The organism is Sphingomonas elodea ATCC 31461 (assembly GCF_000226955.1).
In the GTDB taxonomy this organism is placed as follows: Bacteria; Pseudomonadota; Alphaproteobacteria; order Sphingomonadales; family Sphingomonadaceae; genus Sphingomonas; species Sphingomonas elodea.
The window spans coordinates 43,476-57,502 of record NZ_AGFU01000020.1 but is presented as its reverse complement, the minus strand read 5'-3'; the positions used below and the strand labels follow the sequence as shown (position 1 = coordinate 57,502).

10 protein-coding genes are annotated in these 14,027 nt (G+C 65.9%); 6 read left to right on the top strand and 4 right to left on the bottom strand.

Features of this window, described 5'->3' with window-relative positions:
• On the bottom strand, positions 1-188 hold a 188-nt coding region (locus KK7_RS0107140), incomplete at its 3' end, for an STAS domain-containing protein (RefSeq protein WP_010543955.1).
• Positions 189-483: 295 nt separating this feature from the next.
• On the opposite strand from KK7_RS0107140, the gene KK7_RS0107130 reads away from it, so the two are divergent.
• The 6 genes from KK7_RS0107130 (at position 484) to KK7_RS0107105 (ending at position 8,313) form a co-directional block, all read left to right on the top strand.
• Positions 484-2,358: an ABC-F family ATP-binding cassette domain-containing protein gene (locus KK7_RS0107130; protein WP_010543954.1), complete on the top strand. Its 1,875-nt coding sequence runs from the start codon at positions 484-486 to the stop codon at positions 2,356-2,358.
• Between the two features lie 208 nt (positions 2,359-2,566).
• Positions 2,567-3,919 (top strand): SAM-dependent methyltransferase, encoded by a 1,353-nt coding sequence (locus tag KK7_RS0107125; protein WP_010543953.1) that lies wholly within the window; start codon positions 2,567-2,569, stop codon positions 3,917-3,919.
• A 51-nt stretch (positions 3,920-3,970) separates the two neighbouring features.
• Positions 3,971-4,906: a hypothetical protein gene (locus KK7_RS0107120; protein ID WP_010543952.1), complete on the top strand. Its 936-nt coding sequence runs from the start codon at positions 3,971-3,973 to the stop codon at positions 4,904-4,906.
• 50 nt (positions 4,907-4,956) lie between these two features.
• The gene (locus tag KK7_RS0107115) at positions 4,957-5,592 is read left to right on the top strand and encodes a 2OG-Fe(II) oxygenase family protein (protein ID WP_010543951.1); all 636 of its coding nucleotides are present in this window, start codon (positions 4,957-4,959) and stop codon (positions 5,590-5,592) included.
• A gap of 98 nt (positions 5,593-5,690) precedes the next feature.
• Positions 5,691-7,277, top strand: coding sequence for an MFS transporter (locus tag KK7_RS0107110; protein ID WP_010543950.1), 1,587 nt, complete (start codon positions 5,691-5,693; stop codon positions 7,275-7,277).
• A 10-nt stretch (positions 7,278-7,287) separates the two neighbouring features.
• Positions 7,288-8,313 (top strand): alanine racemase, encoded by a 1,026-nt coding sequence (locus KK7_RS0107105; RefSeq protein ID WP_010543949.1) that lies wholly within the window; start codon positions 7,288-7,290, stop codon positions 8,311-8,313.
• Here the strand turns inward: KK7_RS0107105 and KK7_RS0107100 are convergent, their stop codons facing one another.
• The 3 genes from KK7_RS0107100 to KK7_RS0107090 form a co-directional block, all read right to left on the bottom strand.
• A complete protein-coding gene (locus KK7_RS0107100) occupies positions 8,314-9,297 on the bottom strand; it encodes a 2OG-Fe(II) oxygenase (protein ID WP_010543948.1) in 984 nt (327 codons plus the stop codon).
• A gap of 81 nt (positions 9,298-9,378) precedes the next feature.
• The gene (locus KK7_RS0107095) at positions 9,379-12,561 is read right to left on the bottom strand and encodes a TonB-dependent receptor domain-containing protein (protein WP_029622999.1); all 3,183 of its coding nucleotides are present in this window, start codon (positions 12,559-12,561) and stop codon (positions 9,379-9,381) included.
• Positions 12,562-12,828: 267 nt separating this feature from the next.
• Positions 12,829-14,004 carry an acetyl-CoA C-acetyltransferase gene (locus KK7_RS0107090; RefSeq protein WP_010543946.1) on the bottom strand — a complete coding sequence of 392 codons (1,176 nt, stop codon included), beginning with the start codon at positions 14,002-14,004 and terminating at the stop codon, positions 12,829-12,831.
• Positions 14,005-14,027: the final 23 nt, after the last annotated feature.

Below are 14,027 nucleotides of genomic sequence, written 5' to 3'. Positions count from 1 at the left end.
CGGCCCGCCTCGGCTGCCGTCATCCGCAGCGCCTGGATCAACTGAACGAAGCTAAGGTCGGCATCAGTCACAGCGGCGACGTCGATGTTAATACCGCCTTCACCACCCAGTGCGTCGAGGCATTGCTGCTGTAGATCCCGAGCATTGCGGACCGTTGCGGAAAACGGGATCTGCAGATCTGTTTCCATTTATTCCTCGATAAGATTTTCTTAGCATTGCTGTAACGGTTCGCGCGTTCGTCCATGGATCCAACCGCGACATCAAATTTATAGGCAAAACCTCCGGGGAAGATTCTGTCCGGGAGGCAAAAATTTTGCCCTGATCTGCAGATGTCGTGGTTGCCGCTGTCGCAGTCCGGACTGCCGGAGGTCATTTTGACGTGTCGCCGAAAGGCGTTAGGTCGCGTTGTCGGGATGCCGGGACATGACCTGCGCCGACCATGGCTGGCCCTGCGGCCCCGCATAGGCTAGGCGCTGGCCGATCATGCTCAACCTGACCGACATCACGGTGCGCCTGGGCGGGCGCACGATTATCGACGGCGCCACCGCCAAGCTGCCGCCGCGCGGCCGCATCGGCCTCATCGGCCGCAACGGCGCCGGCAAGTCGACGCTGGTGAAGGTGATCGCCAGCCAGCTCGAACCCGATGGCGGCAGTGTCGACATGCCGCGCGGCGCCAAGCTCGGCTATATCGCGCAGGAAGCCCCCGGCGGCTCCGCGACGCCGTTCGAGACGGTGCTCGCCGCCGACGTCGAACGTGCGGCGCTGCTCGAGGAAAGCGAGACCAGCCACGATCCCGATCGCATCGGCGAGATCCATGAGCGGCTGATCGCGATCGACGCGCATGCCGCACCGTCGCGCGCCGCGCGCATCCTGGTCGGCCTCGGCTTCGATGAAGAGATGCAGCACCGCGCGCTGGAAAGCTTCTCGGGCGGCTGGCGGATGCGCGTGGCGCTGGCCAGCCTGCTCTTCTCGCAGCCCGACCTGCTGCTGCTCGACGAGCCTTCGAACCACCTCGACCTCGAGGCGGTGCTGTGGCTGGAGGACTTTCTGAAGTCCTATCCCGCGACGATCCTGCTGGTCAGCCACGAGCGCGACTTCCTCAACAACGTCGTCGATCACATCCTGCACCTGGAGCGGGGCAAGCTGACGCTCTACCCCGGCGGCTATGACGCGTTCGAGCGCCAGCGCGCCGAGCGCCAGGCCCAGCTTGCCGCCGCGCGTGCCAAGCAGCAGGCCGAGCGCGAGAAGCTGCAGGACTATATTGCCCGCAACTCGGCGCGTGCCTCCACCGCCAAGCAGGCGCAAAGCCGCCAGAAGGCGCTGGCCCGGATGCAGCCGATTGCAGAGCTGGTCGACGATCCCTCGCTGAGCTTCGACTTCCCCAATCCGGACGAGCTGCGCCCGCCGCTGATCACGCTCGACATGGCCAGCGTCGGCTATGGGGACAAGCCGATCCTCCAGCGGCTCAACCTGCGCATCGATCCCGACGATCGCATTGCGCTGCTCGGCCGCAACGGCAACGGCAAGACCACACTCGCCCGGCTGCTCGCTGCGCAGCTCACGCCGATGGACGGCGGGATCAATTCCAGCGGCAAGATGAAGGTGGGATACTTCACCCAGTATCAGGTGGAGGAACTGGACCGCGACGACACGCCGCTGCAGCACATGACGCGCAACATGGCCGGTGCAAGCCCCGGCGCGGTGCGCGCGCAGCTCGGCCGCTTCGGCTTTTCGGGCGACAAGGCGACGACCAATGTAGGCAAGCTCTCCGGCGGCGAGAGGGCGCGTCTGGCGCTGGCGCTGATTACCCGCGACGCGCCGCATCTGCTGATCCTGGACGAGCCGACCAACCACCTCGACGTCGACGCACGCGAGGCGCTGATCCAGGCGCTCAACGGCTATACCGGCACCGTCGTCGTGGTCAGCCATGACCGCCACATGCTCGAGATGACGGCGGACCGGCTGGTGCTGGTCGACCAGGGCACCGCGCGCGAGTTCGACGGCAGCCTCGACGATTATATCGCCTTCGTTCTCTCGAAGGACTCGAGCGGCGGCGGCAAGGGCGGTGCGTCGAAGGCCGATCGCAAGGAAGCCCGCCGCGCCGCCGCCGAGGCGCGCGAAAAGGGCACGGCCTTGCGCAAGGCGGCCAAGGCAGCCGAGACCGAGCTCGCCCGGCTGCAGGCGCAGCTGTCGGCACTGGAAAAGGCGATGTTCGATCCCGCCAATGCCGAAGCCGCGCTGACCAAGCTCACCATGACCGACCTGATGAAGCGTCGCGCCGAGGTGGCGACCAAGATCGAGGCGGCGGAGGTGGCGTGGATGGAAGCCAGCGAGGCGCTGGAGAGCATCCCCTCCTGATCGGGGCGCGGTGCCCGGTCCGATGTGTCGGGCGGCGCCGCCTTTCCTCCTTCCCGGCCGGCAAGACGAGCCAGCCAAAACCTCGTTCGATCCGACCGTTTCGGATAAAAGCCCATAAGCTGTGGCTCCGAAACAGTTGCGATGGCGATTGGTGCCTCTCGGTGCTTGATGTAGCGTTCGTAAAGAACGTCAAGTCAGCGAGGGGATCATGGAAGAAGACAAGGGTAGGCTGGTAGTCATCGGCTCCGGCATCAAGGCGGTATCGCACTTTACGCTGGAAGCCCAGCAACATATCCGAAACGCGGATATCGTTCTCTATGCTGCTGCCGATCCCGTAACCGATATATGGATTCAGAAGCAGAACAAGAACAGCTTCGATCTGTACCAATATTATGCGGACGACAAATCCAGGATCATTACCTATTCGCAGATGATCGAGCGGACGATGCAGGAGGTTCGCGCCGGCAAATATGTCTGTGCGCTCTTCTACGGGCATCCCGGCGTATTCGTCACGCCGTCGCACAACGCGATCGCGATCGCCCGCAGCGAAGGCTATCATGCGGTGATGCTCCCCGCCATTTCGGCGGAGGACTGCCTCTATGCCGATCTCGGCGTCGATCCCAGCGTGCCCGGCCTGCAGATCTACGAGGCGACCGACTTCCTGCTGCGCCGTCGGCACATCGACACCAGCGCGAACTTCGTACTGTGGCAGGTCGGGTGCATCGGCGATCTCGGCTTCAAGTTCGGCGGGTATCAGAACGACAAGCTGGACGTGCTGCTCGACTATCTCGAGGAGATTTACGGCCCCGACCACATTGCCATCAATTACGTGGCCAACATGTTCTCCGGTGAACCGACGATCGACCGACACCGCATCGCCGACTATCGCGATCCCGAGGTCAAGCGCACCGTTTCCGGCATCTCCACCTTCTTCCTGCCGGCCAAGCAGGGGGCGATCGCCGACGACACGATGCGCGAGCGGCTCGGCTTCGTTCGGGTCAACGAGGCGCGGCGCGATCCGCTGATCTGCAACCGCGAGGATTATACCGTGCTCGCGGAGGTCGCGCGGCGCAACAACCACAATCACGCGGTGCCGCCGGGCTACAAGTTCAGCTTCGCCTCCGAGGCCTTGTACGAGACGCTGCTCGAACTCGCGCTCGATCCGCGGGCGCAGGACCGCTTCCGGCTCGAACCGCGCGCCTATCTCGAGCAACGCGAAGGCCTCACGGAAGACCAGCGTCGGCAGTTGCTGCTCAAGCATCACGGCGTCACCCGCATGATGTTCAAGCGCGATCCGGAAAAGGAGGCAGTGCGCTTCGTCGGCGATGCGTTGCTGCGGCCGGATCTCGCCGCCGCCTATCACGATCTGCAGGATGCTGCCGCGGCGGAAGTCGAACGCGGGGCGGTCGCGCTCGGCGACTATGAGGGCGTCGTCGGCAACTGGCTGCAGCAGCAGGGCTATGCCACCACGCCGGCGGCCATCACCCGCGCGCTCGATAACGTCATCGTCGGCGAGGACGATGTGGACGCCAGCGACAGCGCGGAACTCGTCACGGCCTGATCGCCGGTTCTTTCCACCTGACGTGCGCAGCAATTGCGAGAGGAGATACGCATGGCTAGCTTCGATCCGTCCGGCACCTACATGACCAGTTGGCTCCAGCCCGACGGCACCACCTATGTGCCGGGCCCGGTGGTCATCGACACGAGCACACAGTCGATCTCGATCGACGGGGCGCCGATCGCCAGTCCCAGCTTCAGCGGCAGTACCGCGGTCAGCTGGTCGTCCAGCAGCGGCAATTCCAGCTCCGGGAGCCTGACCTTCTACCAGAGCGCCGGCGTCAACGGCTTTGTCGGGAAGTTCGCGCAAGGCAGCGCGGCGCTGCCCGCTTCGAACAATCTGTTCGGCAATGCCGGCACCGCGACACAATCGCTCTCCACCTGGAACGGCACCTATAATCTGTTCAGCGTCACCAGCGGCGGCCAGGCGACGTCGACCGGGCAGACGGTGCTGATCGAGGCGCCCAACGTCACCTATTCCGGCACGCTGGTGAACAACAGCGTCTATACCGGCGAGCAGACCCAGAGCGGCGAGATCGACCAGCTCGCCTGGTTCAGCGCGGACGGCAATTCGCAGAACGCCATTCTCCAGTTCGCCAAGAGCAGCGGCAACCTCACTTTCTACGGGATGATGTGGGCCGGCGACAGCGGCGATCAGCCGACCTATGTCAACGTGACCGGCACCACCGCGACCAGCGGCGCACCGACGATCATGATGACCGCGGTTATGGTCAGCGAAACCACCGAAGTGACGACGGAGGTGACCACCGAAGTCACGACCGAGGTGACCACGGAAGTGACGACCGAAGTCACCACGGAGGTTACGACCGAGGTGATGACGGAAGTGATCGTCGAGGTCGTCGAGGTCATCGCCGCGCAGGATACCAACAACCCCTCGGGCGGCACCCGCAAGCTGCTGCGGCCCGATGTTGACCGGCGCGCGGCGAAGGGGCTGCTGCGCCACGCGATACGGCTCGCCAAGGCGGCCTGAGCGCGATCGGGATCCCGCCGATGCCGGACCCCGCGGTTTTGGCAAGGGCCATGGAGCAGGCGCATCGCGCCCGGCTGAGCGAGCATGACGTCACGCTCGGCGCCAATCGCCTGCCCATGGCCTTCAGCTTCGACTATGACGTGCGGCGCTGGGATCTGCGGGCCATCGTCCGCGACTATTTCGGTACCGACGCACTGGAGACGCTGCACGAGGATCCGCGCTGGAACCCGCCGGACCCTGTCCATGCGCCCCCCAACACCGCGACGCTCCAGAACAGCTGGGACGTCAGCAAGGCCTTGCGGGCGGCGGTGATCGACCGGGTGATGCCCGTGCTCGATTCCCTGATCCACCACCGGATCGCCGACTTTGTCGAGCGCATCGTCAGCCATCAGCCCCAGGCGATGATGCGGGTGAACTTTCACGGCTCGCGCGCCATCCTGCGTTTCCACACCGATCGCGAATATGGCCAGCGCGATCGCGCGCTCAACATCTGGCTGCCGGTGACGCGGGTCTATGGCAGCAACAGCCTCTATTTCGAATCCGCGCCCGGCCTGAGTGACTTCAAGCCGGTCGTGCTGGACTATGGCCAGGCGCTGCTGTTCTATGGCACCGAACTGCAGCACGGCACGCTCGACAATATGAGCGGCGGCACCCGGATCTCGCTCGACTTCCGCGTCTCGGTCTAGCCCCGTGCCGGGCAAGGCCCGCACCGCATCGTCATTCCGCCGCTCGACGCTCTGGGCAAATCCTGTAGAACCGGCCCGGAACGGGGAGGAAGAGACGAATGACGGACGCGGTGCGCGAACCTTCGGCGGGCGAGATGCGGATGGTGATCGGCGCGTCGTCGCTGGGCACCGTTTTCGAATGGTATGATTTCTTCATCTGGGGGACGCTGACCGCTACCGGCATTCTGGGCCGTACCTTCTTCCCCTCCGGCAACGAGACGCTGGCGACGCTGCTCTCCTGGGCGACCTTCGCTGTCGGCTTCGGCTTCCGGCCCCTGGGCGCGGTGGTGTTCGGCTTCCTCGGGGACCGGATGGGGCGGAAATACACGTTCCTCGTCACGATCACCGTGATGGGCCTGGCGACGGCCGGTATCGGTATCATCCCCGGCTATGGCGAGATCGGCGTTGCGGCGCCGGTGCTGATCCTGCTGCTGCGGGTCGCGCAGGGGCTGGCGCTGGGCGGTGAATATGGCGGGGCGGCGATCTATGTCGCCGAGCACTCGCCACCGGGTCGCGCCGGCTACCACACCAGCTTCATTCAGGCGAGCGTGGTCGGCGGCTTCATTCTCAGCCTTGCCGCGGTGCTGTTGTTCAAGCTGGGCTTCGCTGCGGTGTGGGACAGTTGGGGCTGGCGGCTGCCTTTCCTCTTCTCGCTGGCGCTGCTTGCCATCTCGCTGTGGATGCGGCTCAAGCTATCCGAAAGCCCGGTGTTCAAGGCGATGAAAGAAGCGGGCGAGACGGCGGGCAATCCGTTCGTCGAGAGCTTCACCTATCCGGGCAACAAGAAGCGGCTGTTCGTCGCGCTGTTCGGCATCGCCGCCGGGCTGACGGTGGTGTGGTACACCGCGATGTTCTCGGTGCTGTCCTTCCTCTCCGGTCCGATGCGGCTGGACCAGACCGCCGCGCAGCTGATCACCGGCGCGGGCGCGGTGATCGGTACCGGCTTCTTCATCCTCTTCGGCCGCATGTCGGACAAGGTCGGCCGCAAGCCGCCGATCGTCATCGGCTATGCGCTGACGCTGGTGCTGCTGTTTCCCTGCTTCTACGTGATCGGCAGCGCCGCCAATCCGGGCCTGGCCAAGGCGGCGATCCGCCAGCCGGTGCTGGTCGCCGGGCCGCACTGCGCTTATGATCCCTTCGCGAGCAACCAGCGCGACGAGTGCGGCCGCATTCTCGACCATCTTTCCAAGCTCGGCGTCCAGTACAAGACCGCCAAGGCGCCCAGCGTCGTCGTCACCATCGGCGGGCAGGTGGTGCCGCAAAGCGATCCCGCCGCGGTCGAAGCCGCACTGAAGGACGCCGGCTACCGCTTCAACCGGATCGTGCCCGAGCCGATCGACATCGCGATGATCCTGCTGGCGATGACGGTGCTGATGGCGCTGTGCGGTGCCACCTACGGCCCGGTCGCGGCGCTGCTCAGCGAGATGTTCCCCAGCCGCATCCGCTATTCCTCGATGTCGATTCCCTATCATATCGGCACCGGCTATTTCGGCGGCTTCCTGCCGTTCATCAGCCAGTACATCGTGGCGCGCACCGGCAATCCCTATGCCGGGCTGTGGTATACCTTCGCCGTCGTCGCGATGGCGCTGCTGGTGACGATGCTCGGCCTGCGCGAGACGGTGGCGCTGCGCGACCGCGCGCGCTAACCGCGCGGGGATGAACACCGCACCGCTCCGTCTCCGCCTCGACGCCGCCGCGCTTGCCGCCAACTGGACGCTGCTGGCGGACCTGAGCGGGCCGGCCGCCTGTGGTGCGGCGGTGAAGGCGAACGGCTATGGCCTGGGCGCGCGCGGCGTCGTCGAGCGCCTGGCGGCGGCCGGCTGCCGCGACTTCTTCGTCGCCACCTGGGGCGAGGCGCGGGCGCTCGCCGATCTGGGCGTGTCCCTGTCTGTGCTGCATGGCCTGCGCGATGCGGATCTCGCGGATCGGCCGTCCACCGCCCGGCCGGTGCTGGGCACGGTCGAGCAGGTCCGGCGCTGGCGCGAAGGCGGAGGCGGCGCCTGCGACGTGATGGTCGATACCGGCATGAATCGGCTGGGCATCTCGCCGCGGCAGGTCGCCGACGGGCTGCTCGACGGCCTGGCGATCGAAACGCTGATGAGCCACCTTGTCGCGGCGGACGAGGATGTCCCCCTGAATGCGCGCCAGCGGAACGATTTTGCGGCGCTGGCGGGGCGCAGCCCGGCCCGGCGGATGAGCCTTGCCAACAGCAGCGGCATCGCCCTCGGCTCGGACTATCGCTTCGATCTCACCCGCCCCGGCATCGCCCTGTATGGCGGACGGCAGCGCGATCTCCATGCCGGCATCCGCCAGGTCGTCACGCCGGAGGCGCAGATCCTCCAGCGGCGGCGCGTGCCCGCGGGCGAGACGATCGGCTACAACGCCACCTATACCGCGCCCCGCGACATGGAGGTGGCGATCCTCAACCTCGGCTATGCCGACGGGTATCTGCGCTGCTTCTCCAACAAGGGCCGCGCTTTGGCGGGTGAAAGGGTATTGCCGGTGGTGGGTCGCGTGTCGATGGACCTCACCGCCATCTGCGTCGACGCCGCCCCCGACCTTGCCGAGGGCGACTGGGTGGCGATGGCATATGACCTGCCCGAAACCGCGGGCCTGAGCGGGCTTTCGCAATATGAGCTGCTCACCGGGCTCGGCGCGCGGTTCGATCGGGTGTGGGGCTGATCAGCCGGCGGCGATCGTCCAAGGGTCGACCGGTTCGCGTCGGATCCAGCGGGTGGCGATCCACTTGACGCCATTGCGGACCGGCTGTCCGGCGTGGACGAGCCTAGGGTCGGGTGTGCCGTCCGGCCGTATGGTATCGAACCGGATTGCGTCGCCGATGCGCGGGCGCACCTGGATGTTGAGCAGCGGAAAGTGCGTTTCGCCGCCCTCGAAGCCGTCGTTCAGATAGACGATGAAGGTCGCGATTCGCTGGTTCTCGGCACCGGCGATCGTATCGAGATGGCGGCGATATTCCTGGCCGCGGGCGTAGCGCAGCACCGTCAGCGATTCGCCCTGCTCCACCGCGGTGCCGGTGGCAGCGGCAATCCGCAGGTTGATCGCGCGCACGACCAGGTTTTCGTTGGTCGGCCCGATCGCGCCGCCGTCGGACGTGCGGATCGGATGCGGGATCGGCCTGCCGCTGTTGGGATCGAGAACGAACGACGGTTCGAGCAGATCCTGGGCGGTGGTGGCGACATGGGCGCATTCCTCGCGCGACAGGAAGCCGGGGAAATGTTCGACGCGCGGATCCGCACGCACGGTCCGACCCGCAGGTGACGTCGCCGGACTGCCGTCCGGCGCCAGCGCCATTCGATCGAGCAGCGTGACGTGCGCTGCGGCAACCGGGTCGTTCCGCGCCGCGATGCCCAGCGCGGCGCGCGCCGCCGGCCAGTCCGCGGGATCTCGCCCGCCATTGCCGTTCGCCGCGAGCGCAACCGCCATCAACGCAGCGTCGACATGCCCGATGGCGACGGCGCGGGCCAGATAGGTCCGCGCGAGGGGCAGATCGCGCGGTAGGGTCGCACCGACCAGGCGCCACACGGCGAGTTGCATCCAGGCCTCGGCACTCCCTTGTTCCCCGGCGGCGTGCAGCAGCGCGGTTGCCTGTGCGGTCTGTCCCGCTGCAGCGAGCGAGAGGGCTTGTTGGATCGGATGCGACGACATGCGCCGCTTCTATCCTGTCCTTGTTCCAAAGAAAAAGGGCCGGGGAAATCCCCGGCCCAAGGCGTTGGCAGGTTCTGCCGATCAGAAGTTGGCGCGGAAGCCCATGTAGAAGAAGCGGCCGCGGTTGTCGTAGATGCCGCTGCCGTCGCCCACGCCGGTGGTGCCGAACGGCGGCTTCTTGTCGCCGATGTTGTTCACGCCGCCGAACAGGTAGAAGCGCTTGTCGACGTCCACGCCGAAACGCACGTCGTGATAGACGACCGAGGGGTACATCATCACGTCGGCATAGTCCGGGTTCTGCGGGGGCTGGCCGTTGACGGCGTTATAGTCTTCCCACGCATTCAGGTACATGCCGCTGATGTAGCGCAGCGTGTGCCCGAAATTGACCTTGCCGATCGTCAGGTCGGTATCGACGTTGAAGTTGTCCTTCGGGTTGCCGAGTTCTTCCGACAGCACGTTCTTGAAGTTCGGACGCGACGGATCGGTGAAGTTGTCGCGCTGGATCAGGTGCGACCACTGGCCGTTCAGGCGCAGCGAACCCCAGCTGAAGCGCTTGTTGTACACGATCGCCGTATCGATGCCGCGCGCCTTGAAGCGGGCATAGTTCTGCGGCGCGTCCTGGTAGGACCGCTCGATGATCCGGAACGGCTGCTCGCCGTTCGGTCCGCCTCCGGCCCCGGCGCGCTGGAACAGACGGCAGAACTGGTTGTCCAGCGACGGGGCGTCATAGCACGCATTCAGGGCGCTCTGCACCGAAGGCGAGGTGATGACGTTGTCGACGGTGATCGAGTAATAGTCGGACGAGATCGACAGGCCCGGCAGGAAGCTCGGCTCGAAAACGCCGCCGACCGTCCAGGACTTCGACTTCTCTTCGCGCAGGTTCGGATTGCCGCCGCTGATGATCTGCAGCGACGAGGTGTAGACATAGTCATACCCGGCCGGACGGCCTGCCGCGTTGCAGTTCGCTTCGCGCGTCGCCGAACCCGTGTTGATGTTACGGGCCGAGCAGGGATCGTTCGGCGCGGGCGTGAAGTTCTGGCCCGGCGTCGAATAGAGGTTGCCCAGGTACGGCGCACGCACCGACTGCGAATAGCTGCCGCGGAACGCGAAGTCGTTGATCGGCTTCCACACCGCGTCGCCCGCATAGGCGAAGACGGTGCCGGTGGCGCCGCGATAGTTCGCGACACGGGCCGAGCCGCCCAGCGTCAGCTCCTTGATGAGCGTCACGTCCTTGATCAGCGGAACGGTGACTTCGCCGAACGCTTCCTTCACCTCGAACGCGGGCGCGGTGAACCGCGGGATCGCGTTATAGAAGGCATAGCCGGCCTGGGTCAGCGGATCGAGGTCGTAGAACAGCGTCTCGCGACGATATTCGCCGCCGACCGCAACCGCGAGCGGGCCGCCGGGCAGGTCGAACAGGTTGCCGGCGACGAAGCCGTTGCCGACGAACTGCGACGCACGGCCGGTCGCCGTCGTCTTCATCAGCAGATAGTTGCGCATGCCGTCGGTGACCGAGCCTTCGCCGAACGGATTCAGCGGAACGCAGGCGGCGACGTCATTGGCGAGCACCGACGCATTGCCGGCGGCATCCGACCCAGCATAGGCAGCTTCCACCTGCGAGCGGCAGACGATGTTGCCGGCCGCATCGCGGGTCGAGTCGATCGCGAGCAGGAAGCGCTGGCGGTTGACGTTGCCGCTGATGACGTTGGTTTCGGTGTGCTTGCTGTAGTTGCCGCTGACTTCGTAGCGCCAGCTGCCGCCCAGCTCGCCGCGAACGCCGGCGACGATGCGGAACACCTCACGCTTGATGTTCTCGTCGCGGGTGCCCAGGTCGACCCAGTTGCGACGCAGCGAGAAGCGGTAGGTGCCGGCGGCGATCTGCGCCAGCGATGCAGCCTGCTGCGCGGCGGTAAGCGCGCCGCCGGTGTTCGGGTTGACGCCCGAATTCACCGCTGCCTGGAGCTGCGAGCGGATCGTCGCCTGCGCCGCGCTGTTCAGATAGGGGTTGTCGAGGCGGATGCCCTCGCGGTTCACGCGACCGTTGTTGAAGTAGGACAGGTCGCTGATGCCGGCGATCGCGTTCGTGTCGGACAGGGTCTGGCCCTGCGAGAAGAACGGGCCGCTCTGCGAACCGAAGGCTTCGGTGCGGACATACTTGGCTTCGAAGAACGGGACGACCGCCTCCGAGATTTCGAAATGGCCCAGCGCGTTGAATGCATAGCGGGTCACGTTCGGCGACAGCACGAGCAGCTTGCCTTCGCGGCTGGTGCTGCCGTTGCCGGCGATGAAGCTGCCGTTCGGGCCGAGGCCGACCCGCAGGCCGGTCTGCGGGGTGAGCGCACCGCCCGGCTGGAACAGATAGGCGCAGGTGAAGGCGTTGCCCACCGCGTCGACGCCGCACGGACGCGCCGCGTTCGAATAGCGGACGCCGAGCTGGCCGCCCAGCGAGATGGTGGTGCTGCGCAGGTCGCGCATGAAGGTGCGATCCGGCACGTCGTCGGACGAGGCGCCGACATCGGTGTCGACCACGACGAAGCCGTCCGAACGGGCATAGGCCGGGCGATCCGAGGCGTAGTAATCCTCCTGATGCGCATATTCCGCCGAGACGACGATGTTGCCGCGGCCATCGGCGAAGTTCTTGCCGGCCAGCAGCGACAGGGTCTGGTTGCCCGCATCGCCATAGGTGCTGATGCCGGCGCGGCCGTTCAGCTGCAGGCCGTCGAAATGGTCCTTCAGGATGAAGTTGACGACGCCCGCGATCGCGTCCGAACCGTAAACGCCCGACTTGCCGCCGGTCACGATCTCCACGCGCTCGACCAGGTCGGTCGGGATGGTGTTCACGTCGACGGCGTTGCCGTTGTTGATGATGTCGCTGGTGACCTGGCGGCGGCCGTTGATCAGCGTCAGCGTGCGCGCGAGGCCGAGGCCGCGAAGGTCGAGGAAGTTCTGACCACGACGGCCGAGCCCCGAGGTCGAGTTCTGCGAACCGACGGTGCTGCGCAGCTGCGGCATGTCGTTCAGCACGTCACCGATCGAGATGCGGCCGCTATTTGCGATCTGGTCCGCGGTCACCGTTGCGATCGGCACCGGCGAATCCTGGTTCGCGGTACGCAGACGCGAGCCGGTAACGACGATCGCGCCCTCGTCCTGCGACTCCGACGCGGTGGTGCCGTCCTGAGACGCGGTCTGCGCGACGGCAATGCCTGGGAAGAGAAGTGCGCTGCCAGCAAGTGCAGTCGCTCCCAGCAAGTGGGAAAGTTTCATGAATTGCCCCTGTAGGCTGAATGCCCGAGGCGTACATGTGAGCCCTCTGCGCACGAATCTTACAAGAGGGCGGAAACGGAACAGTAACCTTTCCGAGATCGTGTTGCATTAATGTAACATGAATTGCAATCAAGTTTCACCTGCGCCACGCTTTACGGTCATTTTATATCATTACTGCAGACGACGATGCTAATCGGAAACATTTCGTCATATGAAAATGGCCGGGGAATCGCTTCCCCGGCCTGAAAGAATCGCCAAAATGGCGTGTCAGTCGCGCTCGATGCAGAGCGCGATGCCCATGCCGCCGCCGATGCAGAGCGTGGCGAGACCCTTCTTGGCGTCGCGCTTGTTCATCTCATGGACGAGCGTCGTCAGGATGCGCGCGCCCGAGGCGCCGATCGGGTGGCCGATGGCGATCGCGCCGCCGTTCACGTTCACTTTGTCCGCGTCCCAGCCGAGTTCCTTGCCGACCGACAGCGCCTGCGCCGCGAACGCCTCGTTCGCCTCGATCAGGTCGAGGTCGGCGACCGACCAGCCGGCCTTTTCCAGCGCCTTGCGGCTGGCGGTCACCGGGCCGATGCCCATGATCGACGGATCGACGCCGGTGCTCGCCCAGCTCTTGATCGTGGCGAGGATCGGCGCGCCGCGCTTCTCGGCTTCCTCGCGGCTCATCAGGACGAGCGCCGCGGCGCCGTCATTGAGGCCCGAGGCGTTGGCGGCGGTGACGGTGCCGTCCTTCTTGAAGGCCGGCTTCAGGCCGGACACGCCGTCGACGGTCGCACCCGCGCGGATATATTCGTCGTCCGCGACAATCGTCTCGCCCTTGCGGGTCTTGATCGTCACGGGTGCGATCTCGTCCTTGAAGCGACCGTCTGCCCGCGCCTTCTCGGCGAGGTTCTGCGAGCGGACGGCGAAGCTGTCCTGCTCGGCGCGGGTCACCTGATACTGCTCGGCCAGGTTCTCCGCGGTGATGCCCATGTGATAGCCGTTGAACACGTCGGTCAGGCCGTCCTTGATCATCGTATCGACCAGGCTCAGGTCGCCCATCTTGGTGCCGGGGCGCAGCGACTGGGCGTGCGGGCTCATCGACATCGATTCCTGGCCACCGGCGACGATGATCGTCGCGTCGCCGTTGCGGATCGACTGGAAGCCGAGCGCCACCGCGCGCAGGCCCGAACCGCAGACCTGCTGCACGCTCCATGCCGGCACTTCCTTCGGCACGCCGGCGTTCATCGACGCCTGGCGGGCCGGGTTCTGCCCCTGCGCGGCGGTGAGCACCTGCCCGAGAATGACTTCGGAGACTTCCTCGCCCTTCACGCCGGCTTCGGCGAGGGCTGCCTCGATCGCGACGCGGCCCAGCTCGTGCGCGGGGGTGGCGGCGAAGGCGCCGAGGAAGCTGCCCACCGGGGTACGCTTGGCGGCGGTGATCACGACGTCGGTCATGCTGGTCTCCTGGGGTTTGTTTG

Coding starts and splice junctions, on each gene's coding strand:
- KK7_RS0107130 (WP_010543954.1), top strand. CDS start 484: ATGCTCAACCTGACCGACATCACGGTGCGCCTGGGCGGGCGCACGATT.
- KK7_RS0107125 (WP_010543953.1), top strand. CDS start 2,567: ATGGAAGAAGACAAGGGTAGGCTGGTAGTCATCGGCTCCGGCATCAAG.
- KK7_RS0107120 (WP_010543952.1), top strand. CDS start 3,971: ATGGCTAGCTTCGATCCGTCCGGCACCTACATGACCAGTTGGCTCCAG.
- KK7_RS0107115 (WP_010543951.1), top strand. CDS start 4,957: ATGGAGCAGGCGCATCGCGCCCGGCTGAGCGAGCATGACGTCACGCTC.
- KK7_RS0107110 (WP_010543950.1), top strand. CDS start 5,691: ATGACGGACGCGGTGCGCGAACCTTCGGCGGGCGAGATGCGGATGGTG.
- KK7_RS0107105 (WP_010543949.1), top strand. CDS start 7,288: ATGAACACCGCACCGCTCCGTCTCCGCCTCGACGCCGCCGCGCTTGCC.
- KK7_RS0107100 (WP_010543948.1), bottom strand. CDS start 9,297: ATGTCGTCGCATCCGATCCAACAAGCCCTCTCGCTCGCTGCAGCGGGA.
- KK7_RS0107095 (WP_029622999.1), bottom strand. CDS start 12,561: ATGAAACTTTCCCACTTGCTGGGAGCGACTGCACTTGCTGGCAGCGCA.
- KK7_RS0107090 (WP_010543946.1), bottom strand. CDS start 14,004: ATGACCGACGTCGTGATCACCGCCGCCAAGCGTACCCCGGTGGGCAGC.